The 21,480-nt window shown below is 71.9% G+C and carries 22 protein-coding genes; 15 read left to right on the top strand and 7 right to left on the bottom strand.

Annotated features, from left to right (window positions below; all coding sequences use genetic code 11):
* Nucleotides 1-6 precede the first annotated feature (6 nt).
* From nuoI to FHX73_RS10745, 10 genes are all read left to right on the top strand, one after another.
* Entirely contained in the window at nt 7-582 is a 576-nt protein-coding gene (gene nuoI, locus FHX73_RS10790) for an NADH-quinone oxidoreductase subunit NuoI (RefSeq protein ID WP_145904801.1), read from the top strand.
* Nucleotides 579-1,436 (top strand): NADH-quinone oxidoreductase subunit J, encoded by an 858-nt coding sequence (locus tag FHX73_RS10785; protein ID WP_145904800.1) that lies wholly within the window; start codon nt 579-581, stop codon nt 1,434-1,436. Before nuoI ends, FHX73_RS10785 begins: the two co-directional genes overlap by 4 nt.
* Nucleotides 1,433-1,732 (top strand): NADH-quinone oxidoreductase subunit NuoK, encoded by a 300-nt coding sequence (gene nuoK / locus FHX73_RS10780; RefSeq protein WP_101381844.1) that lies wholly within the window; start codon nt 1,433-1,435, stop codon nt 1,730-1,732. The genes FHX73_RS10785 and nuoK overlap by 4 nt, the downstream gene beginning before the upstream one ends.
* Nucleotides 1,733-1,741: 9 nt before the next feature.
* Nucleotides 1,742-3,637: an NADH-quinone oxidoreductase subunit L gene (gene nuoL / locus FHX73_RS10775; protein ID WP_145904799.1), complete on the top strand. Its 1,896-nt coding sequence runs from the start codon at nt 1,742-1,744 to the stop codon at nt 3,635-3,637.
* A gap of 40 nt (nt 3,638-3,677) precedes the next feature.
* The gene (locus FHX73_RS10770; RefSeq protein ID WP_145904798.1) at nt 3,678-5,294 is read left to right on the top strand and encodes an NADH-quinone oxidoreductase subunit M; all 1,617 of its coding nucleotides are present in this window, start codon (nt 3,678-3,680) and stop codon (nt 5,292-5,294) included.
* Entirely contained in the window at nt 5,291-6,937 is a 1,647-nt protein-coding gene (gene nuoN, locus FHX73_RS10765) for an NADH-quinone oxidoreductase subunit NuoN (RefSeq protein ID WP_145904797.1), read from the top strand. The genes FHX73_RS10770 and nuoN overlap by 4 nt, the downstream gene beginning before the upstream one ends.
* 173 nt (nt 6,938-7,110) lie before the next feature.
* Nucleotides 7,111-8,121: a polyprenyl synthetase family protein gene (locus FHX73_RS10760; protein WP_145904796.1), complete on the top strand. Its 1,011-nt coding sequence runs from the start codon at nt 7,111-7,113 to the stop codon at nt 8,119-8,121.
* A 45-nt stretch (nt 8,122-8,166) separates the two neighbouring features.
* A complete protein-coding gene (locus tag FHX73_RS10755; protein ID WP_170305060.1) occupies nt 8,167-8,826 on the top strand; it encodes a response regulator transcription factor in 660 nt (219 codons plus the stop codon).
* Between the two features lie 287 nt (nt 8,827-9,113).
* Nucleotides 9,114-10,961, top strand: coding sequence for a 2-oxoacid:acceptor oxidoreductase subunit alpha (locus FHX73_RS10750; protein WP_281292715.1), 1,848 nt, complete (start codon nt 9,114-9,116; stop codon nt 10,959-10,961).
* Entirely contained in the window at nt 10,958-12,001 is a 1,044-nt protein-coding gene (locus FHX73_RS10745) for a 2-oxoacid:ferredoxin oxidoreductase subunit beta (RefSeq protein ID WP_145904793.1), read from the top strand. The genes FHX73_RS10750 and FHX73_RS10745 overlap by 4 nt, the downstream gene beginning before the upstream one ends.
* 60 nt (nt 12,002-12,061) lie before the next feature.
* Here FHX73_RS10745 and FHX73_RS10740 read toward each other — a convergent pair whose 3' ends face one another.
* From FHX73_RS10740 to FHX73_RS10730, 3 genes are all read right to left on the bottom strand, one after another.
* On the bottom strand, nt 12,062-12,265 hold the full coding sequence (locus tag FHX73_RS10740; RefSeq protein ID WP_145904792.1) for a DUF397 domain-containing protein: 204 nt from the start codon (nt 12,263-12,265) through the stop codon (nt 12,062-12,064).
* Nucleotides 12,266-12,343: 78 nt separating this feature from the next.
* On the bottom strand, nt 12,344-12,547 hold the full coding sequence (locus FHX73_RS10735; protein ID WP_145904791.1) for a DUF397 domain-containing protein: 204 nt from the start codon (nt 12,545-12,547) through the stop codon (nt 12,344-12,346).
* Between the two features lie 245 nt (nt 12,548-12,792).
* A complete protein-coding gene (locus FHX73_RS10730; RefSeq protein WP_145904790.1) occupies nt 12,793-13,743 on the bottom strand; it encodes a winged helix-turn-helix domain-containing protein in 951 nt (316 codons plus the stop codon).
* 75 nt (nt 13,744-13,818) lie between these two features.
* Between FHX73_RS10730 and FHX73_RS10725 the strand changes: the two genes are divergently transcribed.
* Nucleotides 13,819-14,577, top strand: coding sequence for an alpha/beta hydrolase (locus FHX73_RS10725; RefSeq protein WP_145904789.1), 759 nt, complete (start codon nt 13,819-13,821; stop codon nt 14,575-14,577).
* Nucleotides 14,578-14,579: 2 nt separating this feature from the next.
* The gene (locus tag FHX73_RS10720) at nt 14,580-15,320 is read left to right on the top strand and encodes an alpha/beta hydrolase (RefSeq protein WP_145904788.1); all 741 of its coding nucleotides are present in this window, start codon (nt 14,580-14,582) and stop codon (nt 15,318-15,320) included.
* Here FHX73_RS10720 and FHX73_RS10715 read toward each other — a convergent pair.
* Entirely contained in the window at nt 15,302-15,610 is a 309-nt protein-coding gene (locus FHX73_RS10715; RefSeq protein ID WP_145904787.1) for a DUF6191 domain-containing protein, read from the bottom strand. The genes FHX73_RS10720 and FHX73_RS10715 overlap by 19 nt on opposite strands.
* Before the next feature lie 80 nt (nt 15,611-15,690).
* Between FHX73_RS10715 and FHX73_RS10710 the strand changes: the two genes are divergently transcribed.
* From FHX73_RS10710 to FHX73_RS10700, 3 genes are all read left to right on the top strand, one after another.
* Nucleotides 15,691-16,581 (top strand): RNA polymerase sigma-70 factor, encoded by an 891-nt coding sequence (locus FHX73_RS10710; RefSeq protein WP_145904786.1) that lies wholly within the window; start codon nt 15,691-15,693, stop codon nt 16,579-16,581.
* Between the two features lie 115 nt (nt 16,582-16,696).
* Complete coding sequence (gene rarD, locus FHX73_RS10705) at nt 16,697-17,656, top strand: EamA family transporter RarD (RefSeq protein ID WP_145904785.1); 960 nt, start codon at nt 16,697-16,699, stop codon at nt 17,654-17,656.
* A 24-nt stretch (nt 17,657-17,680) separates the two neighbouring features.
* On the top strand, nt 17,681-18,064 hold the full coding sequence (locus FHX73_RS10700) for a hypothetical protein (protein WP_145904784.1): 384 nt from the start codon (nt 17,681-17,683) through the stop codon (nt 18,062-18,064).
* 15 nt (nt 18,065-18,079) lie between these two features.
* Here the strand turns inward: FHX73_RS10700 and FHX73_RS10695 are convergent, their stop codons facing one another.
* Genes FHX73_RS10695 through FHX73_RS10685 form a run of 3 tightly spaced genes read right to left on the bottom strand, consistent with a single transcriptional unit; the run spans nt 18,080 to nt 21,301 of the window.
* Nucleotides 18,080-18,982, bottom strand: a complete 903-nt coding sequence (locus FHX73_RS10695) for an ABC transporter permease (RefSeq protein ID WP_145904783.1) — start codon at nt 18,980-18,982, stop codon at nt 18,080-18,082.
* Entirely contained in the window at nt 18,969-19,979 is a 1,011-nt protein-coding gene (locus tag FHX73_RS10690; RefSeq protein ID WP_425461376.1) for an ABC transporter ATP-binding protein, read from the bottom strand. Before FHX73_RS10690 ends, FHX73_RS10695 begins: the two co-directional genes overlap by 14 nt.
* Nucleotides 19,979-21,301 (bottom strand): LolA family protein, encoded by a 1,323-nt coding sequence (locus FHX73_RS10685; RefSeq protein ID WP_246213455.1) that lies wholly within the window; start codon nt 21,299-21,301, stop codon nt 19,979-19,981. Before FHX73_RS10685 ends, FHX73_RS10690 begins: the two co-directional genes overlap by 1 nt.
* Between the last annotated feature and the right edge of the window lie 179 nt (nt 21,302-21,480).

Genomic DNA, 21,480 nt, shown 5'->3' with positions numbered 1-21,480 from the left:
ACCGGCATGTCCGAACAGGACGACAAGCCCTCGCTGCTGGGACCGGCCGCGGGCTTCGGCGTGACCTTCAAGGCCATGTTCAAGAAGCGGCTGACCGAGCAGTACCCCGAGCAGAAGAAGCCCACCGCCCCGCGGTTCCACGGCCGCCACCAGCTCAACCGGCACCCGGACGGCCTGGAGAAGTGCGTCGGCTGCGAGCTGTGCGCCTGGGCCTGCCCGGCGGACGCCATCTACGTGGAGGGCGCCGACAACACCGAGGAGGAGCGCTACTCCCCGGGCGAGCGGTACGGCGCGGTCTACCAGATCAACTACGCCCGCTGCATCCTGTGCGGCCTGTGCATCGAGGCCTGCCCGACCCGCGCGCTCACCATGACCAACGAGTACGAGCTGGCGGACTCCTCCCGCAAGGACCTGATCTTCACCAAGGAGCAGCTGCTGTCCGGCCTCACCGAGGGCATGGTGGCGCCGCCGCACGCGATGTACCCGGGCACCGACGAGGGCGCCTACTACCGGGGCGAGGTCACCCACGCCGCCCCGGGCACGCCGACCCAGGAGCAGCAAGAGCGCGAGGTGACCTCATGACCTCCACCGGCGAGGCGGTCCAGTTCTGGGTGCTCGCGGTGCTCGCGGTGGGCGGCGCGCTGGGCATGGTGACCATGCGCAAGGCCGTGCACAGCGCCCTCTGCCTGGCCGCCACCATGCTGTCGCTGGCCGTCTGCTACCTGGCCCAGGGCGCGGTCTTCCTGGGCGTGGTGCAGATCGTGGTCTACACCGGCGCGATCATGATGCTCTTCCTCTTCGTGGTGATGCTGGTCGGCGTCTCCAGTGCCGACGAGCTGAAGGAGACCCTCAAGGGCCAGCGGATCGCCGCGGTGCTCTGCGGGCTCGGCTTCGGGGTGCTGCTGATCGCCGGCATCGCCAACGCGAAGCTCGGGCACTTCACCGGCCTGTCCGAGGCCAACGCCGAGGGCAACGTGCAGGGCCTGGCCCGGCTGATCTTCACCAAGTACGTCTGGGCCTTCGAGGTCACCGGCGCGCTGCTGATCACCGCGGCGATCGGCGCGATGCTGCTGACCCACCGCGAGCACGTGGAGCGGCCGAAGACCCAGCGCGAGCTCGCCGACCAGCGGGTGCGGGAGAACAAGCAGGTCCCGCCGCTGCCGGCGCCCGGCGTCTACGCCCGGCACAACGCGGTGGACATCGCCGCCCTGCTGCCGGACGGCAGCATCGCCGAGGACTCGGTGATGGCCACGCTGCGCGAGCGCGGCCAGATCCGCGACGTCAGCCAGGACATGCTGCGCCGGATGGCCGAGTTGGAGAACAGCACCGCCGAGTGGCTCGGCCGGCCCGCCTCCGAGCGGCCCGCGCCGCCGCAGCCCAGGGAGGCGCTGGAGACCGTGCCGAACAAGCGGACGACGCCGGAGGAGGCGGAGTGAATCCGGTCAACTACCTGTACCTCGCAGCCCTGTTGTTCACCATCGGGGCCGCGGGGGTGCTGATCCGGCGCAACGCCATCGTGCTCTTCATGTGCGTGGAGCTGATGCTCAACGCCTCCAACCTCGCGCTGGTCACCTTCTCCCGGCTGCACGGCAACCTGGACGGCCAGATCATGGCCTTCTTCACCATGGTGGTCGCGGCGGCCGAGGTCGTCGTGGGCCTGGCCATCATCGTCTCCATCTTCCGTACCAGGCATTCGGCTTCGGTCGACGACAGCAACCTGATGAAGCTGTAGGGGACCGAAGTGAACACTCTCATCCCGCTGCTCGTCGCAGCGCCGCTGGCCGGTGCTGCCCTGCTGCTGCTCGGGGGCCGGGCGCTGGACCGGTTCGGGCACTGGCTCGGCACCCTGGCGGCCGCGCTCTCCTTCGTCTTCGGCCTGGTCCTGTTCAGCCAGATGCTGGGCCGCTCGGCGGACCAACGGGCCGTCCACGTCAAGCTGTTCAGCTGGATCCCGGTGGCCGGCTTCAAGGCCGACGCGGCCTTCCAGCTGGATCAGCTGTCGATGACCTTCGTGCTGCTGATCACCGGGGTCGGCACGCTGATCCACCTCTACTCGGTGGGCTACATGGCCCACGACGAGCGCCGGCGGCGGTTCTTCGGCTACCTGAACCTCTTCCTGGCCGCCATGCTGCTGCTCGTGCTGGCCGACAACTACCTCCTGCTGTACGTCGGTTGGGAGGGGGTCGGGCTCGCCTCGTACCTGCTGATCGGGTTCTGGCAGCACAAGCCGAGCGCGGCCACCGCGGCCAAGAAGGCGTTCATCGTCAACCGGGTCGGCGACGTCGGGCTGTCCATCGCGATCATGCTGATGTTCACCCAGTTCGGGGACTTCTCGTTCAGCGGGGTCTTCGCCAACGCCCACCAGGCGAGCGAGGGCAAGCTGACCGCGATCGGCCTGATGCTGCTGCTGGCGGCCTGCGGCAAGTCGGCCCAGGTGCCGCTGCAGAGCTGGCTCGGCGACGCGATGGAGGGCCCGACCCCGGTCTCCGCGCTGATCCACGCGGCCACCATGGTGACCGCCGGCGTCTACCTGATCACCCGCTCACACGCGATCTTCGACCTGGCCCCGGACGCCCGGCTCGCCGTGGTCTGCGTCGGCGCGGTCACCCTGCTCTACGGTGCGATCGTCGGGTGCGCCAAGGACGACATCAAGAAGGCGCTGGCCGGCTCGACCATGTCGCAGATCGGCTACATGATCCTGGCCGCCGGGCTCGGCCCGATCGGCTACGTCTTCGCGATCATGCACCTGGTGACCCACGGCTTCTTCAAGGCCGGCCTGTTCCTCGGCGCCGGCTCGGTCATGCACGGCATGAACGACGAGGTCGACATGCGGCACTACGGCGGGCTGCGCAAGTACCTGCCGGTCACCTTCGTCACCTTCGGCCTCGGCTACCTGGCGATCATCGGCTTCCCCGGCCTGTCCGGCTTCTTCTCCAAGGACAAGATCATCGAGGCGGCGTTCGCCAAGGGCGGCACCGAGGGCTGGATCCTCGGCGCGGTCACCCTGGTCGGCGCGGCGGTCACCGCGTTCTACATGACCCGGGTGATGCTGATGACCTTCTTCGGCGAGAAGCGCTGGCAGCCGGACGAGCGGGGCGAACTGCCGCACCCGCACGAGTCGCCGAAGACCATGACCCTGCCGATGATCGTGCTGGCCTTCGGCTCGGTGCTGGCCGGCGGACTGTTCAGCGTGAACGACGCCTTCGTGAAGTGGCTGGCGCCGGTCACCGGGCACAGCGAGGGCAACTCGCCGCTGCCGTCGATCGCGATCACCGTGATCACCATGGTCTGCATGCTGGCCGGCGTCGGCCTCGCCTACCTGGTCTACGGGCGCAGCCCGGTGCCGGTCGCCCCGCCGGTGGGCTCCGCGCTCACCCGGGCCGCCCGGCGCGACCTGCTGCAGGACGACATCAACCACGCGGTGCTGGTCCGGCCCGGCTCGGCGCTCACCGCCGCGCTGGTCTACTTCGACAGCAAGGGCCTGGACGGCGTGGTCAACGGGCTGGCCGCGACCATCGGCGGCATCTCCAGCCGGGTGCGCCGGGTGCAGAACGGCTACGTCCGCTCCTACGCGCTCTCCATGTTCGGCGGCACGCTGGTGCTGGTCGCCACCACTCTCCTGATGAGGTCGGTATGAGGAATCTGACTGATCTGACTGGGCGTCAGGGGGTGGCGGCATGAGCGTCCTGCTCACCACCGCCTGCGCCGTCCCGGCCGCCGGGGCGATCGTCACCGCCGCGCTGCCGGCCGGGACCAGTGAGGCCCGGCGGCGCACCACCAAAGCCGTCGCGCTGGCCTTCTCGGTGGCCACCCTCGGGCTGGCCGCCGCCATCGCGGCGAGCTTCAAGTCCGGCGGCCCGCGCTACCAGCTGACCGAGCACTACAGCTGGATCCGGGCCTTCGGGATCAGCTTCTCGTTCGGCGCGGACGGGATCGGCACCGTGCTGGTGCTGCTCACCGCGGTGCTGGTGCCGCTGGTGATGCTGGCCGCCTGGCACGACGCCGACCCGGCCCCCGCGCCGGAAGGCACCTTCGAGAACCGTCGCAGGACCCAGGGCTACTTCGCGCTGATCCTCGCCGTCGAGGCGATGGTGATCGTCTCCTTCCTGGCCACCGACGTCTTCCTGTTCTACGTCTTCTTCGAAGCCATGCTGATCCCGATGTACTTCCTGATCGGCGGCTTCGGCGACAGGGCCGGCGGGCCCGAGCAGGCCCGGCAGCGCTCCTACGCCGCCGTCAAGTTCCTGCTCTACAACCTGCTCGGCGGCCTGGTGATGCTCGCCGCGGTGATCGGGCTCTACGTCATCGCGCAGAACCAGAACCTCGCCACCTTCGACCTGCAGACCCTCACCTCGGCGATCGCCGACGGCAAGCTGGTGATCGACCCGACCGCGGAGCGGGCGCTCTTCCTCGGCTTCTTCTTCGCCTTCGCGGTGAAGGCCCCGCTCTGGCCGCTGCACACCTGGCTGCCGAACGCGATGGGGGAGTCCACCGCCGGAACGGCCGTGCTGATCACGGCGGTGGTCGACAAGGTCGGCACCTTCGCGATGCTGCGGTTCTGCCTCGGGCTCTTCCCGAACGCCTCGAAGTTCTTCGCCCCGGCGATCCTGGTGCTCGCGGTGGTCGGGATCATCTACGGCGCGCTGCTGGCGGTGGGTCAGAAGGACATCAAGCGGCTGGTCGCCTACGCCTCGATCTCGCACTTCGGCTTCATCATCATGGGCATCTTCGCGATGACCAGCCAGGGCCAGAGCGGTGCCACGCTCTACATGGTCAACCACGGCATCTCCACCGCGCTGCTGATGCTGATCGCCGGGTTCCTGATCTCGCGCCGCGGCTCCCGGCTGATCGCCGACTTCGGCGGGGTGCAGAAGGTCGCCCCGGTGCTGGCCGGCACCTTCCTGATCGGCGGCCTGGCCACGCTGTCGCTGCCGGGGCTCGCGCCGTTCGTCAGCGAGTTCCTGGTGCTGGTCGGCACCTTCACCCGGTACCCGGTGCTCGGCATCATCGCCACGGTGGGCATCGTGCTGGCCGCGCTCTACGTGCTGGTGCTCTACCAGCGCACCATGACCGGCCCGGTGAAGCCCGCGGTGAGCGGCATGGCCGACCTGAAGGCCCGTGAACTGCTGGTCGCCGCGCCGCTGATCGCGCTGACCATCGCGCTGGGCGTCTACCCCAAGCCGCTCACCGACCTGGTGAACCCGACGGTCGCCGACACCCTCTCCCAGGTCCACCGGACCGACCCCGCCCCGGCCCACCCGGTGGCGGTCACCGCAGGAGGTGAGACCAAGTGAGTTCCGTCCACAGCCTGTGGAACCTCGCCGCCGGCGGCGGCAACACCCCGAGCATCCCGGCGCCGCAGATCGAGTACGGCCAGCTCTCCCCGATGCTGGTGGTCTTCGGCGCGGCGGTCGCCGGCATCCTGGTGGAGGCCTTCGTGCCCCGCCGGCTGCGCTACCGGATCCAGCTGCTGGTGGCCCTGCTCGGGCTCGGCGGCGCCTTCGCCGCCGTCCTGGTGCTCGCCACCGAGGGCTACGGCACCACCAAGAGCGGGCTGCTGGCGATGGGCTCGGTGGCGCTGGACGGCCCCGCGCTCTTCCTCCAGGGCGTGATCCTGCTGGCCGCGGTGCTGTCGGTGCTGCTCTACGCCGAGCGCGCGCTCGACCCGCGGGTGGAGGGCGTGCCGCAGGACGCGTTCGCCCCGCAGGCCGCCGCCACCCCCGGCGGCGAGCAGGAGCGGCAGGCCACCCGGGCCGGCTTCGCCAGCACCGAGGTCTACCCGATCACCCTGTTCGCGGTCGGCGGCATGCTGCTCTTCCCGGCCGCCAACGACCTGCTCACCATGTTCGTGGCGCTGGAGGTCTTCTCCCTCCCGCTCTACCTGCTCTGCGCGCTGGCCCGGCGCCGCCGGCTGCTCTCCCAGGAGGCGGCGGTCAAGTACTTCCTGCTGGGCTCGTTCTCCTCGGCCTTCTTCCTCTTCGGCAGCGCGCTGCTCTACGGCTACGCCGGCAGCTTCCGGCTCCCGGACATCGCCGACGTGGTCTCCGGCACCGCCCCGGCCACCCCGGCGCTGGCCGTCACCACCCAGAACGACGCGCTGCTGCTGATCGGCCTGGCGATGCTCGCGGTCGGCCTGCTCTTCAAGGTCGGCGCGGTGCCGTTCCACGCCTGGACCCCGGACGTCTACCAGGGCGCCCCGACCCCGGTGACCGGCTTCATGGCCGCCGCCACCAAGGTGGCCGCGTTCGGCGCGCTGCTGCGGATCTTCTACGTGGCCTTCCCCGGCCTGCGCTGGGACTGGCGGCCGGTGATGTGGGGCGTGGCGATCCTGACCATGGTGGCCGGCGCGGTGCTGGCGGTCACCCAGCAGGACGTGAAGCGGCTGCTCGCCTACTCCTCGATCGCGCACGCCGGGTTCATCCTGACCGGGGTGATCGCCACCAACCGGCAGGGCCTGGGCGCCGTCCTCTTCTACCTGCTCGCCTACGCCCTGGTGACGCTGGGCGCGTTCGCCGCGGTCACCCTGGTGCGCGACTCGAAGGGCGAGGCCACCCACCTGTCCAGCTGGGCCGGCCTGGGGCGGCGCTCGCCGCTGCTGGCCGCGGTGTTCGCGCTCTTCCTGCTCTCCTTCGCCGGGATCCCGCTCACCGCGGGCTTCACGGGTAAGTTCGCGGTCTTCCAGGCCGCGGCGGCGGGCGGGGCGACCCCGCTGGTCATCGTCGGTGTGCTGACCTCGGCGGTGGCCGCGTTCTTCTACATCCGGGTGATCGTGCTGATGTTCTTCTCCGAGCCGCAGCAGAACGGTCCGGCCGTGGTGATCCCGAGCACCGCGACGGCCACCGTGATCTCGGTCGCCGTGGCGGCGACCCTGGTGCTCGGCCTCGCGCCGCAGTACTTCCTGGACCTCGCCTCCAAGGCGGCGATGTTCACCCGCTGAACCGGTCGGGAGGGCCGGGTCCGGGGCGGCGTTCCCCGGGCCCGGCGGCTTCTTCGGCCTCCGACCAGCACGCCCGTACAGTGATCCACTCGTGACCCGATACGCTGCTGGGGATGGCAGCGGCCGCAACAGGGACCGGACCGCATGATCGACCGGCGACAGGAGTGGTCTTCGTGACCGTCGTAGGACCCTTCGGGCTCAGCGTGCAGGACCGCGATCTGACCCGTGACGTCCAGGCCGGGCTGCAGGCGGTCGAGACCGCACTCACCGAGGCCGTCAAGAGCGACATCCCGTTCATCACCGTCACCGCGAGCCACCTCATCGAGGCCGGCGGCAAGCGCTTCCGCCCGCTGCTGGTGATGCTCGCCGCCCAGTTCGGCGACCCGACCGCGCCCGGCGTGGTGCCCGCCGCCGTGGTCGTCGAGCTGACCCACCTCGCCACCCTGTACCACGACGACGTGATGGACGAGGCCCCGGTGCGCCGCGGCGCCCCCAGCGCGAACGCCCGCTGGGACAACTCGGTGGCCATCCTGACCGGCGACTTCCTCTTCTCGCGGGCCTCCAAGGTGCTGGCCGACCTCGGCCCGGAGGCGGTGCGCACCCAGGCCGACGCCTTCGAACGGCTGGTCACCGGCCAGATCCTGGAGACCGCCGGCCCGCAGCCCGGCGGCGACCCGCTCAGCCACTACCTGGACGTGCTGGCCGGCAAGACCGGCGCGCTGATGGCCGTCTCCGGCCGGTTCGGCGCGCAGATGGCCGGGGCCGAGCCGTGGATGGTGGACATCCTCACCGAGTACGGCGAGAAGATGGGCCTGGCCTTCCAGCTCGCCGACGACGTGCTGGACATCGCCAGCGACGGCCACGAGTCCGGCAAGACCCCCGGCACCGACCTGCGCGAGGGCGTGCCCACCCTGCCGGTGCTGCTGCTGCGCTCGATGCCCGCGGACGAGAGCGACCCGGCCGACCTGCGGCTGCGCGAGCTGCTCCAGCAGGACCTGACGGACGATCAGCGGCACGCCGAGGCGCTGCGCCTGCTGCGCCGTCACCCCGCGCTGGAGCACGCCCGCCGGGAGACCCTGCGGTACGCGGAGGAGGCCCGCGCGCTGCTCGCCCCGCTGCCGGACTGCCCGGCCAAGGCGGCCCTGCAAGGGCTCTGCGACGCGGTGGCCATCCGTACGATGTGACCAGCACGGTCTGTCCGGGGCCGTCTCACTGGGGGTTTGGGCATGCTGCGCGTCGTCATCGCCGAGGATTCGGTCCTGCTCCGGGAGGGCCTGACCCGGCTGCTCACCGACCGCGGCCTGGAGGTGGTGGCCGGGGTGAGCGACGCCGTGGCCCTGCTGAAGACGATCGACGACCTGGCGGCGGGCGACGGGCTGCCCGACGTGGTGGTGGCCGACGTGCGGATGCCCCCCACGTTCACCGACGAGGGCGTGCGGGCCTGCGTCACGCTGCGCGGGCTGTACCCCGGGCTGGGGGTGCTGGTGCTCTCCCAGTACGTCGAGGAGCAGTACGCCGGTGAGCTGCTGGCCGGCTCCACCCGGGGCGTCGGCTACCTGCTGAAGGACCGGGTCGCCGAGGTCCGCGAGTTCGTCGACGCGGTGAAGCGGGTCGCCGAGGGCGGCACCGCGCTGGACCCCGAGGTGGTGCAGCAGTTGCTCAGCCGCAGCCGCAAGGGTGACGTGCTGACCGGCCTGACCCCGCGCGAGCGCGAGGTGCTCGGCCTGATGGCAGAGGGCCGGACCAACGCCGCGATCGCCAAGCAGCTGGTGGTCTCGGACGGCGCGGTGGAGAAGCACGTCTCCAACATCTTCCAGAAGCTGGGCCTCGGGCAGAGCCAGCAGGACCACCGCCGGGTGCTCGCGGTTCTCACCTACCTCAACTCCTGATCCGCCGGGCCGCCGCCGCGGTGGCCCGGGGTGGCCAGCGATGCCTCGGTGACGGCAGTGGGCATCCGATTGCTGCAGTTACCCGTGAGCGGAACTCGGCCCGCATAGGATGCGATTGGTGCACCAGGCGGACGGGGCACACGGCCCACGCCCGCGGCTGGTACCCCTGAGGGAGGTCCGCGGCAGTGACCAGCGAGGTCGATCAGGTAACAGCGAGCGGTGGCCCGGACGGCGCCGACGGCCCACAGGGCCGGCCCGGTCCGGGCGCACCACGACGCGGCAAGCCGATCCGGCGGGTGGATCGGGTGATCATCCGGTTCGCGGGGGACTCGGGTGACGGGATGCAGCTCACCGGGGACCGGTTCACCTCGGAGACGGCATCGTTCGGCAACGACCTCTCCACCCTGCCGAACTTCCCGGCCGAGATCCGGGCACCACAGGGCACCCTGCCCGGGGTCTCCAGCTTCCAGTTGCACTTCGCCGACCACGACATCCTGACCCCGGGCGACGCGCCGAACGTGCTGGTCGCGATGAACCCGGCGGCCCTCAAGGCCAACCTGCCGGACCTGCCGCGCGGTGCCGAAATCATCGTGGACACCGACGAGTTCACCAAGCGGGCGCTGGCCAAGGTGGGCTACGCGGCGGATCCGCTGGGCGACGGTTCACTGGACGGCTACCACCTGCACAAGGTGCCGCTGACCACGCTCACCCTGGAGGCGCTCAAGGAGAGCGGCCTGCAGCGCAAGGACGCCGAGCGGGCGAAGAACATGTTCGCGCTCGGCCTGCTCTCCTGGATGTACCACCGGCCGACCAAGGGGACGGAGTCGTTCCTGCGGACCAAGTTCGCCAAGAAGCCGGCCATCGCCGAGGCCAACATCACCGCGTTCCGGGCCGGTTGGAACTTCGGCGAGACCACCGAGGACTTCGCGGTCTCCTACGAGGTGGCGCCGGCCAAGCTGCCGGCTGGCACCTACCGCAACATCTCCGGCAACCTGGCGCTCGCCTACGGCCTGATCGCCGCCGGCCAGCGCTCCGGGCTGCCGCTCTTCCTCGGCTCCTACCCGATCACCCCGGCCTCCGACATCCTGCACGAGCTGTCCAAGCACAAGAACTTCGGTGTGCGGACCTTCCAGGCCGAGGACGAGATCGCCGGCATCGGCGCGGCGCTCGGTGCCGCCTTCGGCGGCGCGCTCGGCATCACCACCACCTCCGGGCCCGGCGTGGCGCTGAAGTCGGAGACCATCGGGCTCGCGGTCTCGCTCGAACTGCCGCTGCTGGTGGTGGACATCCAGCGCGGCGGCCCGTCCACCGGGCTGCCCACCAAGACCGAGCAGGCCGACCTGCTGCAGGCGATGTTCGGCCGCAACGGCGAGGCGCCGGTGCCGATCGTGGCGCCCGCCACCCCGGCCGAGTGCTTCGACGCGGCGCTGGAGGCGGCCCGGATCGCGGTCGCCTACCGGACCCCGGTGATGCTGCTCTCGGACGGCTACCTGGCCAACGGCTCGGAGCCCTGGCGGATCCCGGCCGTGGACGAACTGCCGGTGATCGAACCGGACTTCGCGACCGGCCCGAACACCGAGGACGGGGCGTTCTGGCCCTACAAGCGCGATGCGGCGACCTTGGCCCGCCCGTGGGCGGTGCCCGGCACCCCCGGGCTGGAGCACCGGATCGGCGGCATCGAGAAGCAGGACGGCACCGGCAACATCTCCTACGACCCGGCCAACCACGACCTGATGGTCCGCACCCGGCAGGCCAAGATCGACGGCATCACCGTGCCGCCGCTGGAGGTCGACGACCCGGACGGGCAGGCCAAGGTGCTGGTGGTCGGCTGGGGCTCGACCTACGGGCCGATCGCGGCGGCGGTGCGCCGGGTGCGCGCCGACGGCGGCCACGTCGCCCAGGCCCACCTGCGCCACCTCAACCCCTTCCCGGCCAACCTCGGTACCGTGCTGGCCGGTTACGACAAGGTGATCGTGCCGGAGATGAACCTGGGCCAGCTGGCGATGCTGCTGCGCGCCAAGTACCTGGTGGACGCCGAATCCTACAACCAGGTCCGCGGACTGCCCTTCAAGGCGGCCCAGTTGGCGGACGTGCTGTGGGCGGCGATCGGCACCCTGGACGGAGAGACCCGATGAGCGAGCTGCGTTCCCTTTCTCTTGTTCCGAAGGCTGAAGCCCTGCAGACCGCCAAGGAGTTCAAGACCGACCAGGAGGTGCGCTGGTGCCCGGGGTGTGGGGACTACGTGATCCTCAACGCCGTCCAGGCCTTCATGCCGGAGCTGGGGATCCGGCGGGAGAACACCGTCTTCATCTCGGGGATCGGGTGTTCCTCGCGGTTCCCGTACTACATGAACACCTACGGGGTGCACTCGATCCACGGGCGCGCGCCGGCGATCGCCACGGGGCTGGCGACCTCGCGGCGGGACCTGTCGGTGTGGGTCGTCACTGGCGATGGTGATGCTCTCTCCATCGGCGGCAACCACCTGATCCACGCGCTGCGGCGCAACGTCAACCTGAAGATCCTGCTCTTCAACAACCGGATCTACGGATTGACGAAGGGTCAGTACTCGCCGACCTCGGAGATCGGCAAGATCACCAAGTCGACGCCGATGGGCTCGCTGGACGCGCCGTTCAACCCGGTCTCGTTGGCGCTGGGTGCGGAGGCGACGTTCGTCGCGCGGACCATCGACTCCGACCGGCCGCACCTGACGTCGGTGCTGCGGGCGGCGGCGCAGCACGAGGGCACGGCGCTGGTGGAGATCTACCAGAACTGCAACATCTTCAACGACGGCGCGTTCGATGTCTTGAAGGACGCGGAGAGCGCCGAGAGCGCCCTGATCAGGCTGCAGCACGGCGAGCCGGTGCTGTTCGGCGGGCGGGGCGTCTTCCGTGACCGGGCGACCGGCGAGTTGACGGTCGCCGAGGTGACGGACGCCAACCGCGCCGAGGTGGTGGTGCACGACGCGCACAGCGCCAGCCCGGTGAGCGCCTTCGCCCTGTCGCGCCTGGCCGACAACGACACCCTGCACCAGACCCCGATCGGCGTCTTCCGCGACGTCGAGCGCCCGGTCTACGACACCCTGATGGCCGACCAGCTGCAGACGGCGGTGCGGGAGAAGGGTGCCGGCGACCTGACCGACCTGCTGCACGGGAAGGACACCTGGACGGTCGCCTGATCAAGGACCGCCGACCTGCGACGGCCCCTCGCCCGGGAAGGGCGAGGGGCCCGCGGTGTGTCAGTTGCCGAGGTCGGCGTGGTGGTCGAACTCGCCGTCCTTGACGCCCTGGAGGAACTTGGCGAACTTGACGGGGGTGGTGCGGACGATGATGTCGCCACTGTCGGACTCGCGGAGTTCGACCAGGCCGTCGGCTGTGCGGACCTCGACGCAGTCGCCGCCGGATCCGCTGAAGCTGGACTTCTGCCACTCGGTGTTCGTCATCTCTGCCTCTCGCTTCCTGTGGACGGGGCGGGTGACGTCCCGTCATCCATTCTCGGGCAGTCAACGGGCGTCGACAGGTCAGTTGCTGAGGTCGGCGTGGTGGTCGAACTCGCCGTCCTTGACGCCCTGGAGGAACTTGGCGAACTTGACGGGGGTGGTGCGGACGATGATGTCGCCGCTGTCGGACTCGCGGAGTTCGACCAGGCCGTCGGCTGTGCGGACCTCGACGCAGTCGTCGTGATTGGCAGAGTAGCTGGACTTCTGCCATGCAGAGCTACGCATGCTTGCTTTCCACTTCCTCTTGATGGATCGGATGAGGTCTCGTGACTCCCCTTCCGGGAGGGCACCGGACTCCAGCTGGGCAATGATGGCCCGAAATCTCGCCAGGTGCGCTGGAGCGTCGAAGACCTGCCCGCCATGACCAGTGCCACCCGCCACCTGACCAGACCCGGCCAGGAGGCCACCACTCGCTCCGACCACCGCGTGCCGCCCAGGGGTGCGGCCGACTGAAGGTGGCGCCAGCCGGCTCACAGTGCGAGGGCCGTGCCCAGGGCGGTGCGGGTGTGGTGGACCGCTCTGCCGTCGCGGGCTGTGGCGATCAGACCGGCTTCGCGCAGGGCCGTTGCGTGGGTGGAGGCGGAGCCCGGGCTGATGCCCAGTCGATGGGCGAGGTCGGTGGTGGTCATCGGGTCGGCGAGGAGGCGGAGGGCGCGGGCGCGGGTGGTGCCGAGGACCGGGGCGAGGGGGTCGTGGTCGGTGGCGGCGGGGGTGACCGGGATGCCGGGGCCGGCGGGGTAGACGAGCAGGGTCGGTTGGCCCGGGACGGCACCGAGCAAGGGGGTTGCGGTCCAGTGGAAGGTGGGGAGCAGGGTCAGCCCCCGGCCGGCGGCGACCAGGTGCCGGTGGTGGGGCGCGTCGAGTTCCCAGGTGCCGTCCACCAGGCGTGAGCCCGGGCAGAGGGCGGTCAGGGCAGCTGCGACTCCGTGTTCGGCGGCGGTGAGGGCGTAGCGCAGGTACTCGGCCTGGTGGAGGCTGCGGATCTCCGGCCAGCTCTCGCGGAGCACGGTGTCGTAGGCGTCGCGCAGGCTGCGGTGGAGGAGTTGGTGGGCGGTGGCCCTGCCGTCGGCGAGGTCGTGGAGCCAGGACGGCGGGGTGCTCCGGCGGTCGGCCCAGACGCGTTCGATGCCGTCCCGGACGAGGGCGGGCGGCGCGGTGCGGACCTCGTGCAGCCCGGTGGCCAGATCCGTGCTCACCGGGTCGAGGAAGGCCGGCCCGCGGTAGGGCGTGAGCAGGTCCCAGAGCGGGCGGGTGGTGTCGGGCAGCCGGCGCCGCAGGCCGTGCCGCCAGCGGCCGAACAGGGCTGCGGAGTCCGGGCGTTGGAGCATCATCAGGGCGAGCTTCAACTCGACCAGCGGGGCCGGCCGGGCGGCGAACCGGACCCGGGCCAGGTCGTCCGCCGAGAGTTCGATGCGCAGCACGGTCGGCCCTCCGCAAGCGTTTTGGTCTGAACGGAAAGCATCGCGGAAGGCCGGGCCGTCGAACAGGCTGACGACATGACACGAAGACGTTCCTGGACCGGGGTTGCTTCGTCGCTCGTGTTCGCGGCGGCCGTGCTCTCGGGGTGCAGCGGGGGGATCCCGAGCGCCGGCGCCGCTGCCCGCTGCGGGTCGCCGACCGGTCCGGCGGCCCGCGCGCTGCGGCTGCGCACCGCCGACGGGGTGGGGCTGGCCGCGATCGAGGCCGGCGGCGGGCCGCGCGGTGTGGTGCTGGTGCCGGAGTCCGGCGTGAGCGGCGGTTGCGGCTGGTGGCCGTACGCCGCCGAGCTGGTCGGGCACGGCTTCCGGGTGCTGCTCTTCGACGCCCGCTGCCAGGGCAGCAGCGACTGCCCGGCGAGCCCGGGCGACGGGATCGCCGACACTGCCGCGGCCGTCGACCAACTGCGCCGGGACGGTGCCGACCGGCTGGCCGTGCTCGGCGCCTCGGCGGGCGCGAGCGCGGCGCTCGCCTACGCCGCGCATGCGGCGCCCGGCGTCCGCGCGGTCGCCGCGCTGTCGGCGGACGACTTCGCGCAGGCCGGTGCGGCCGCGCCGGCCGTCCGGCTGCCGGTGCTGATGGCGGTGGCGGCCGACGATCCGTACGCGAGCGTGGACGCGACCCGGCAGCTGTTCGCGGCGCTGGGCACCCCGGCAGTCGACCGGACCCTGGTGGTGCTGCCCGCCGGGGCGGGCCACGGCTGGGAGTTGACCGCCGACAGCGCACCGGCCGGGTTCCGCGCCGAACTGTTGGACTTCCTCACCCGGAGGCTCGCGTGAACATGAAGGTGCGTCAGGTTCTGCTGGCGGCGGGAGCGGTCGCGCTGCTCTGTGCCTGCGGGAGCCCCGGGTCCAGCGGCGCGAGCCCGCCCGACGGCTGCGCGCCGCCCGGCCGGGCCCGGGTGGTGGTCGCGAGCGTGCCGGGCGGCGCCGACCGGATCCGGGTGACCGTCTTCGGCAAGGGCCCGGACACGGTGGTGCTGTCCAACGAGAGCGACGAGGACCTCTGCTCCTGGCTTCCGCCGGCCGACCACCTGACGGCGGCGGGCTACCGGGTCGCGCTCTGGGACTACGGGACCGCGGGCCCGGTCGACGAACTCACCGCCGTCACCGCCGCGGTGCGCGCCGCCGACCCGCCCGGGCCGGTGGTGCTGCTGGGCGCGTCGGAGGGCGCGAAGGCCTCGCTGGTGGCCGCCGCCGGGATCCGGCCGCCGGTGGTCGGCGTGGTCTCGCTGTCCGCCGAGGCCGAGTTGGCGGGCGGCATCGACGTCGAGTCGTCCATCGGCAGGATCGGCTGCCCGCTGCTCCTGCTGACCGCCACCGACGACCCGTACGGCTCGGCACCCGCCGCCCGCTCCTTCCTCGCGGCGGCCCGGCCCGGCCAAGCCCGCCTGCTCACCCTGCCGGGCGCCGCCCACGGCACCGCGTTGCTCCAGGGCCCGACGGCCGCCGAGGCGCAGACGGCGGTGGACGAGTTCCTGCACACCGCGTTCGGTGCGGCCGGTCAGTCGGCGGGCGGTTGACGGACCACCACCCGGCCGGAGTCGAGGTCGATCCGGCCGGGATGCGGTGCGCCGGCCGACTCGTCGTCCCGGAGCACGAGTTGACGCTCCTTCTGCTCGGTGACGTGGCGTTGGGCGGGCGAGAGCAGGGTCTGGAGCTCGTTGATCGCGCTGTACACCGAGCCGCCGCCGGCCTCGGGCTGCCGCTTGCGCCAGTAGACCCAGCCGTGCCGCTCCAGCAGGAGCAGCAGCCGGTCGGCGAGGAGGAGGGCAGGCGGGGCGGCGATCACGGCCCACAGGTACCACGGCATCGGTCGACCCCCTCCCTGGGCAGAACGCGCGGGACGGGGGAGGGGTGCCCCGGCGGCGGGCGGTCTGCGAACCTGGAGCGGTGACCACTGCGCAGCGGGAAGACCCGTTCCTGGAGAACCGGCGACTGCTCTTCGGTACCGCGTACCGGATGCTGGGCAGCGTGGCGGACGCGGAGGACGTCCTGCAGGACGCCTGGTTGAAGTGGGCCGAGGCGGACCGGTCCGGGGTGCTCAACCCCCGGGCGTACCTGGTGCGGACGGTCACCAACCTCTCGCTCAACAAGCTGACCTCGGCCCGGGCGCGCCGGGAGTCCTACGTCGGCACCTGGCTGCCGGAGCCGCTGCTCACCGCGCCGGACGTGGCGGAGGACGCCGAGCTGGCCGAGTCGGTCTCGCTGGCGATGCTGGTGGTGCTGGAGACGCTGAGCCCGCTGGAGCGGGCGGTCTTCGTGCTGCGCGAGGTGTTCGGCTACTCGAACGCCGAGTTGGCCGAGACGCTGGGCAAGAGCGAGGCGGCGGTGCGGCAGTTGGCGCACCGGGCGAAGGCGCACGTGCAGGAGCGGCGGCCGCGGTTCGAGACCGGAGCGGCGGAGCGGCGTGCGGTGACCGAGCGCTTCCTGGCGGCCTGCGGGAGCGGCGAGGCGAGCAAGGTGATGGAGCTGCTGGCGCCCGAGGTGGTCTCCTGGTCGGACGGCGGCGGGGTGGTGCGGGCGGCGCTGCGGCCGATCCAGGGATCCGACCGGGTGGCGCGCTGGGCGCTCGGGGTGCTGGCCAAGCCGGAGCTGCGGGACGCCACCGCCGCGTTCTGCTGGATCAACGGCGAGGAGGGGGTGCTCTTCACGGCGCCGGACGGGAGCCTGGTGGGTGCGCTCGCCGTCGAGGTGCTGGACGGGGTGGTCCACACGATGCGCTGCATGATCAACCCGGCGAAGCTGGACGGTCTGCGCCGGAGTGAGCCGTTCCGCTTCTGATTGGGACCCCGAGCAGGGTTGTCAGTAGCTAACTGGTGATACGGAGATGACAGGGGCCCGCTCCGCCCGCTACGGTCTGCTCGACCGTGTGCCCGGGTGGAGAGAAGGACCGCACATGCCGCAGGCAGCTCGCAGCGAGAACGCACGGGGCCTCTGGTACGGCTTCGCCGCCTACGGCATGTGGGGGCTGTTCCCGCTCTACTGGCCCCTGCTGGAACCCAGTTCGGCCATGGAGATCCTGGCCAACCGGATGGTCTGGTCGCTGGTCGCGGCCGTGGCCATCCTGGCCGTGCGGCGGCACTGGTCCTGGCTGCGGCCGCTGCTGGGGCAGCCCAGGCGGCTCGCGCTGAGCGCGCTCGCGGCCGCCGTGATCGCGGTCAACTGGGGCGTCTACATCTGGGCGGTCAACGCCGGGCACGTGGTGGAGAGCAGCCTCGGCTACTTCATCAACCCGCTGGTGACCATCGGGTTCGGCGTGCTGCTGCTGCACGAGAAGCTGCGCCGGGCGCAGTGGGCGGCGGTCGGGATCGGCGCGGTCGCGGTGGCCGTGCTGACCGTCGGCTACGGGCGGCTGCCGTGGATCGCGCTCTCGCTGGCGTTCAGCTTCGGCAGCTACGGCCTGCTGAAGAAGAAGGTGGCGCTCGGCGGGCTGGAGAGCTTCGCGCTGGAGGCCGGCTTCCTCTTCCCGATCGCGCTGGGCTACCTCGGCTACCTGGCCGCCACCGGGCACTCCTCGCTGGGCCACGGCGCCGGTCACACCGCGCTGCTCGCGCTGACCGGGCCGATCACCGCCGTCCCGCTGCTCTGCTTCGGCGCCTCGGCGATCCGGCTGCCGCTCTCCACCATCGGGCTGATGCAGTACTTGGCGCCGGTGTTCCAGTTCCTGATCGGCATCGTCTACTTCCACGAGACCATGGAGCCGGCCCGCTGGGCGGGCTTCGCGCTGGTCTGGGTCGCGCTGCTGGTGCTCACCTGGGACGCGCTGCGCCGCGGCACGCGTGCCGCGAGGGGCGACGCGCCGCAGCTGGGGCGGGGCGAGCCGGCGGTCAGCGAGGGCGTAGCCTCCGGGAGGTAGCGAGCCGACGGGGGAGCAGACGCGATGGTGGCAGTGGCGTTTCTGGTGGGTGTGGTCGGGCTGTTGACGGCCGTCGGTGCACTGCGCGCGGCGGCCAAGGCCGAGCGCCGGGCCCGGGCTGCCGTGGCGCAGGCGGCCGCCGCACGCGGGCAGCTGACGGTGGCCGGGCCGCCCCGGGTGGCGCTGACCAAGGCCGCGGCGCCCCGGCCGGTACCGGTGGGCCGGGACACCCTGCTCGCCGTGGTGCACCTCCAGCTCGCCGAGCTGGAGCGCAGGCGCCGGCACGGGCAGCGCCCGGCCCCGGTGGACGCCGTCCCGCGGGCCTACCAGGACACCCTGCGCCGACTGAAAGAAGCAGCCGCCGCCGCCTCCGACAGCCCGACGGACGCCGGGCGCCGGGAGGCGTAGTTCGGCCGGGGCGGATCAGGCCGTGATGTCGCGGGAGCTGAACCGGGCCCAGGCCGCCGCGCCGAAGACCGCCACGTAGAGCGCCTGGAGCCCCAGGTTCTGCAGCACGCCGTCCCAGTACATGGGTTGGCGCAGCAGGTCGGCGAAGGTGAGCCAGTGGTGGGTGAAGAGCCAGGGCTGGATGGTGTGCAGCTGGGGGAAGCTGTCCAGCACCTGGACGATGATCACCAGGCCCACGGTGGTCGCCATCGCGGCGATCCCGCTGTTGGTGAGGGTGGAGACGAAGAGCCCGATCGCCACCAGTCCGGAGAGCGAGAGCGCCACCACCACCGCGATCAGCGCCATCCGCAGCAGCCCGTCGGCGAGCGGGATGGTGTCCCCGGAGAGCAGCGCCACGTCGCCGACCGGGAAGAGGATCGAACCGATCAGCAGCCCGGCCAGCGCCACCGCCAGGGTGGCGGCGAAGCAGAAGGTCAGTGCGGCGGTGAACTTGGCGGCCAGCAGCCTGGTCCGGCCGGCCGGGGCGACCAGCAGGTAGCGCAGCGTGCCGGAGGTGGCCTCGCCGGCCACCGAGTCGCCGGCCACCACGCCGACCGTCATCGGCAGGAAGACCGGCAGCGAGACGGCGAGCGCGGTGAAGGTCAGGAAGACCCCGTTCTGGGTGACCTGGGCCAGGAAGGCGGGGCCGCCGCCGCCCCCGTTGCGCATGTTGCCGGTCTCCAGCTTGACCACCACGCCGATCAGGATCGGCACCAGGGCCAGCACGCCGAGCAGCGCGATCGACCGCACCCGGCGGAAGGTCAGCCCCAACTCGCTGCGGAACAGCGCCAGGAACCCGGGCACCGTCTGCGGCCGGGGCCCGGCGGCGAGCACCGGTTCGGTGGCCGCGGTCCGCTGCGGTGACTCAACCCGCGACATCGAATCCCTCTCCGGTCAGTGCCACGAAGGCGTCCTCCAGGGTCCCGCGCTCCAGCCCGAACCCGCGCACCCGCACCCCGGCCGCGACCAGCGCCGCGCAGAGCCGCGGCAGCCACTCCTCGTCCGCGTCGGCAGCGGGCCGGCCGAGCACCTGACCCTCCGTCACCTGGAGCTCCGTCACCTCGTGCGCCGTCAGCACGGCCACGGCGCCGGTGGTGTCGGGGGTGCGCACCACCAGCCGGCCCTGGGCGCGGGCGGCCAGCTCGGCCACCGTGCCCTGCACCACCAGCCGGCCCTTGGACATCACGGCGGCGTGCGTGCACACCTGCTCGATCTCGTCGAGCAGGTGTGAGGACAGGAAGACCGTGGTGCCCTCGGCGGCGACCTCGCGGACCAGCGCCCGGATCTCCCGCATGCCCTGCGGGTCCAGGCCGTTGGTCGGCTCGTCCAGCACCAGCAGCTCGCGCGGCTGGAGCAGCGCCGCGGCCAGCCCGAGCCGCTGCTTCATGCCCAGCGAGTAGGCGCGGGCCTTCTTGCCGGCCGCGGCGGCCAGCCCGACCCGCTCCAGCGCCCGGTCGACCCGGGCGTCCCGGGTGCGCGGGTCGCAGGTGGGGTCGGCCGAGTCGAACCGGCGCAGGTTGTCGCGCCCGGAGAGGAACCCGTACAGCGCCGGGCCCTCGATCAGTGCGCCGACCCGGGGCAGCACCCGGGTCACCGACTGCGGCATCGACTCGCCGAGCACGGTGGCCACACCGGAGGTGGGCGCGATCAGGCCCATCAGCATCCGGATGGTGGTGGTCTTGCCGGAGCCGTTCGGGCCGAGGAACCCGAAGACGCTGCCGCGCGGCACGGTGAGGTCCAGCCCGTCCACGGCGAGTTGGCCGCCGCCGAACCGCTTGGTCAGGCCCTGGGTGCGGATGACCGGAGGGCCCCCGGCGGGGGCGGCGGCCTCGGCCACCGCCCCCGCCGCGGACTCCAGCGCGGGGGAGTGCGCCACTACTTCACCCCGGCCGCGCTCTGCAGGACCTGCAGGGTGACCGCGCCCGCGTAGACCCGGTTGTCGTCCGTGATCAGCACGTTGATCACCTTGCTGCTGATCAGGGTGCCGCCGCCGACCGGCTTGCCGAAGGACTTCAGCAGCGCCATCGGGCTGCCCAGGCCCTTCAGGCCCTTGGCCTGCTTGCCGCCGTCCTGCTTCCCGCCGGCCGGCGCGGTCTGGTTCAGCTCGGCGGGCAGCTGGGCGGAGAGCACCGCGGTCCAGCCCTCGCCGATCACCTTGGCCTGCTGGCCGGCCTGGTCCCCGGTGTGGTGCTCGCCGGCCTTGCCGGTGTCCGGCTTGTCCAGCCCGGCCGCCTTCTGGGTCACCTTGGCGCCCTTGGGCGGGGTGAAGTCGAAGGTGCCGGAGCCCGGGTGACCGAACGACACCTGGGAGAAGCGGCTGTCGAGGATCGTGCCGCCGCCGGTGCCGAGCGCGGTGACGGCCAGCGGGGTGCCGGTGGCCGAGTCGATCGCGATCCGCACCTCGCCGATGGTCGAGCCGGACTGCTTGGGCCGCACGCTCAGCTGGTAGGCGCTGCGACCGGCCACCGTGGCGGTGCCGGAGACCGACACGTCCGAGTAGGTGGCGCTGCCGGCCAGCAGCTGCTGCGCGGCCTGCTGGGGGGTGGCCGGCACGTCGCCCGGCAACTGGTGCTGGTCGCCGGACGCGCCCTGGCGCAGCCCGGTGTAGTGCACGGCCTGCTGGCTGCCGCTGTCCCAGGACCAGGCCTGGGTGCCGTTGTGCACCAGGTCGTACTCGGCCAAGTCCTCGACCAGTGCGACCCGTTGCTTGTCCGGACCGTCCACCGCGACCCGCAGGGTGTGGCTGCCGGAGAGCAGGCCGGTCAGCTGCGAGGTCGGGTTGGCGCTGGAGCCGCCCCACTGCCGGGACTGCCCGCTGCCGCCGGCCTGGCCCGCGGTGCCGGCCACCCCGGCGGCCCCGCCGCCCTGGCCGATCACGCTGACCAGTTCGCTCGGGATGCCCAGGTCGGTGGAGACCTGGACGGTGCCGCTGAGCGCCTGGGTCTGGTTCGAGAGCACCTTGGTGACCAGCTGCTCCGCCGTCAGTTTCGGCAGCTGCGGGGCGCTGTCGCTGGCCAGCGCGGGCACCACGGCGACCGCGGTGGCGGCGGCGGCCACCACCGCGACCGGCACCAGGAGCCGCATCGCGGTCCGCCGGCCCGCCCGGTAGGGGATGCCCGCCGGGTCGGCCGACCCGGCGGCCCCCCCGGCCGGCTCCACCCCGTCCCGCTGGTCGTCGAATCCTGCGTACTGCGTCATCGGTTCAGCCCCTCCGTGGTGTCCACCCGTGGCCAGTCGGCCCGATGACATCCATTAGAGACCCGGACCGGCCGCGCGGGCATCGCCCCACGGGGCCACAACCGAGTACACCGGAGGATTTAGTCAACCCTGATGTCGGCTCAGGGTTAGGGGTCCGACGGGTACGTCTCCTGACGTAG

It is taken from the genome of Kitasatospora viridis, assembly GCF_007829815.1.
GTDB classification, from domain to species: domain Bacteria; phylum Actinomycetota; class Actinomycetes; order Streptomycetales; family Streptomycetaceae; genus Kitasatospora; species Kitasatospora viridis.
The sequence above is the reverse complement of the archived record's forward strand: the minus strand, read 5'-3'. Positions and strand labels throughout refer to the sequence as shown.

What these genes read in the sequence shown, in the direction of transcription:
- nuoI (WP_145904801.1), top strand. Translation starts at nt 7, where the DNA reads ATGTCCGAACAGGACGACAAGCCCTCGCTGCTGGGACCGGCCGCGGGC.
- FHX73_RS10785 (WP_145904800.1), top strand. Translation starts at nt 579, where the DNA reads ATGACCTCCACCGGCGAGGCGGTCCAGTTCTGGGTGCTCGCGGTGCTC.
- FHX73_RS10770 (WP_145904798.1), top strand. Translation starts at nt 3,678, where the DNA reads ATGAGCGTCCTGCTCACCACCGCCTGCGCCGTCCCGGCCGCCGGGGCG.
- FHX73_RS10745 (WP_145904793.1), top strand. Translation starts at nt 10,958, where the DNA reads ATGAGCGAGCTGCGTTCCCTTTCTCTTGTTCCGAAGGCTGAAGCCCTG.
- FHX73_RS10740 (WP_145904792.1), bottom strand. Translation starts at nt 12,265, where the DNA reads ATGACGAACACCGAGTGGCAGAAGTCCAGCTTCAGCGGATCCGGCGGC.
- FHX73_RS10735 (WP_145904791.1), bottom strand. Translation starts at nt 12,547, where the DNA reads ATGCGTAGCTCTGCATGGCAGAAGTCCAGCTACTCTGCCAATCACGAC.
- FHX73_RS10725 (WP_145904789.1), top strand. Translation starts at nt 13,819, where the DNA reads ATGACACGAAGACGTTCCTGGACCGGGGTTGCTTCGTCGCTCGTGTTC.
- FHX73_RS10720 (WP_145904788.1), top strand. Translation starts at nt 14,580, where the DNA reads ATGAAGGTGCGTCAGGTTCTGCTGGCGGCGGGAGCGGTCGCGCTGCTC.
- FHX73_RS10715 (WP_145904787.1), bottom strand. Translation starts at nt 15,610, where the DNA reads ATGCCGTGGTACCTGTGGGCCGTGATCGCCGCCCCGCCTGCCCTCCTC.
- rarD (WP_145904785.1), top strand. Translation starts at nt 16,697, where the DNA reads ATGCCGCAGGCAGCTCGCAGCGAGAACGCACGGGGCCTCTGGTACGGC.
- FHX73_RS10700 (WP_145904784.1), top strand. Translation starts at nt 17,681, where the DNA reads ATGGTGGCAGTGGCGTTTCTGGTGGGTGTGGTCGGGCTGTTGACGGCC.
- FHX73_RS10695 (WP_145904783.1), bottom strand. Translation starts at nt 18,982, where the DNA reads ATGTCGCGGGTTGAGTCACCGCAGCGGACCGCGGCCACCGAACCGGTG.
- FHX73_RS10685 (WP_246213455.1), bottom strand. Translation starts at nt 21,301, where the DNA reads ATGACGCAGTACGCAGGATTCGACGACCAGCGGGACGGGGTGGAGCCG.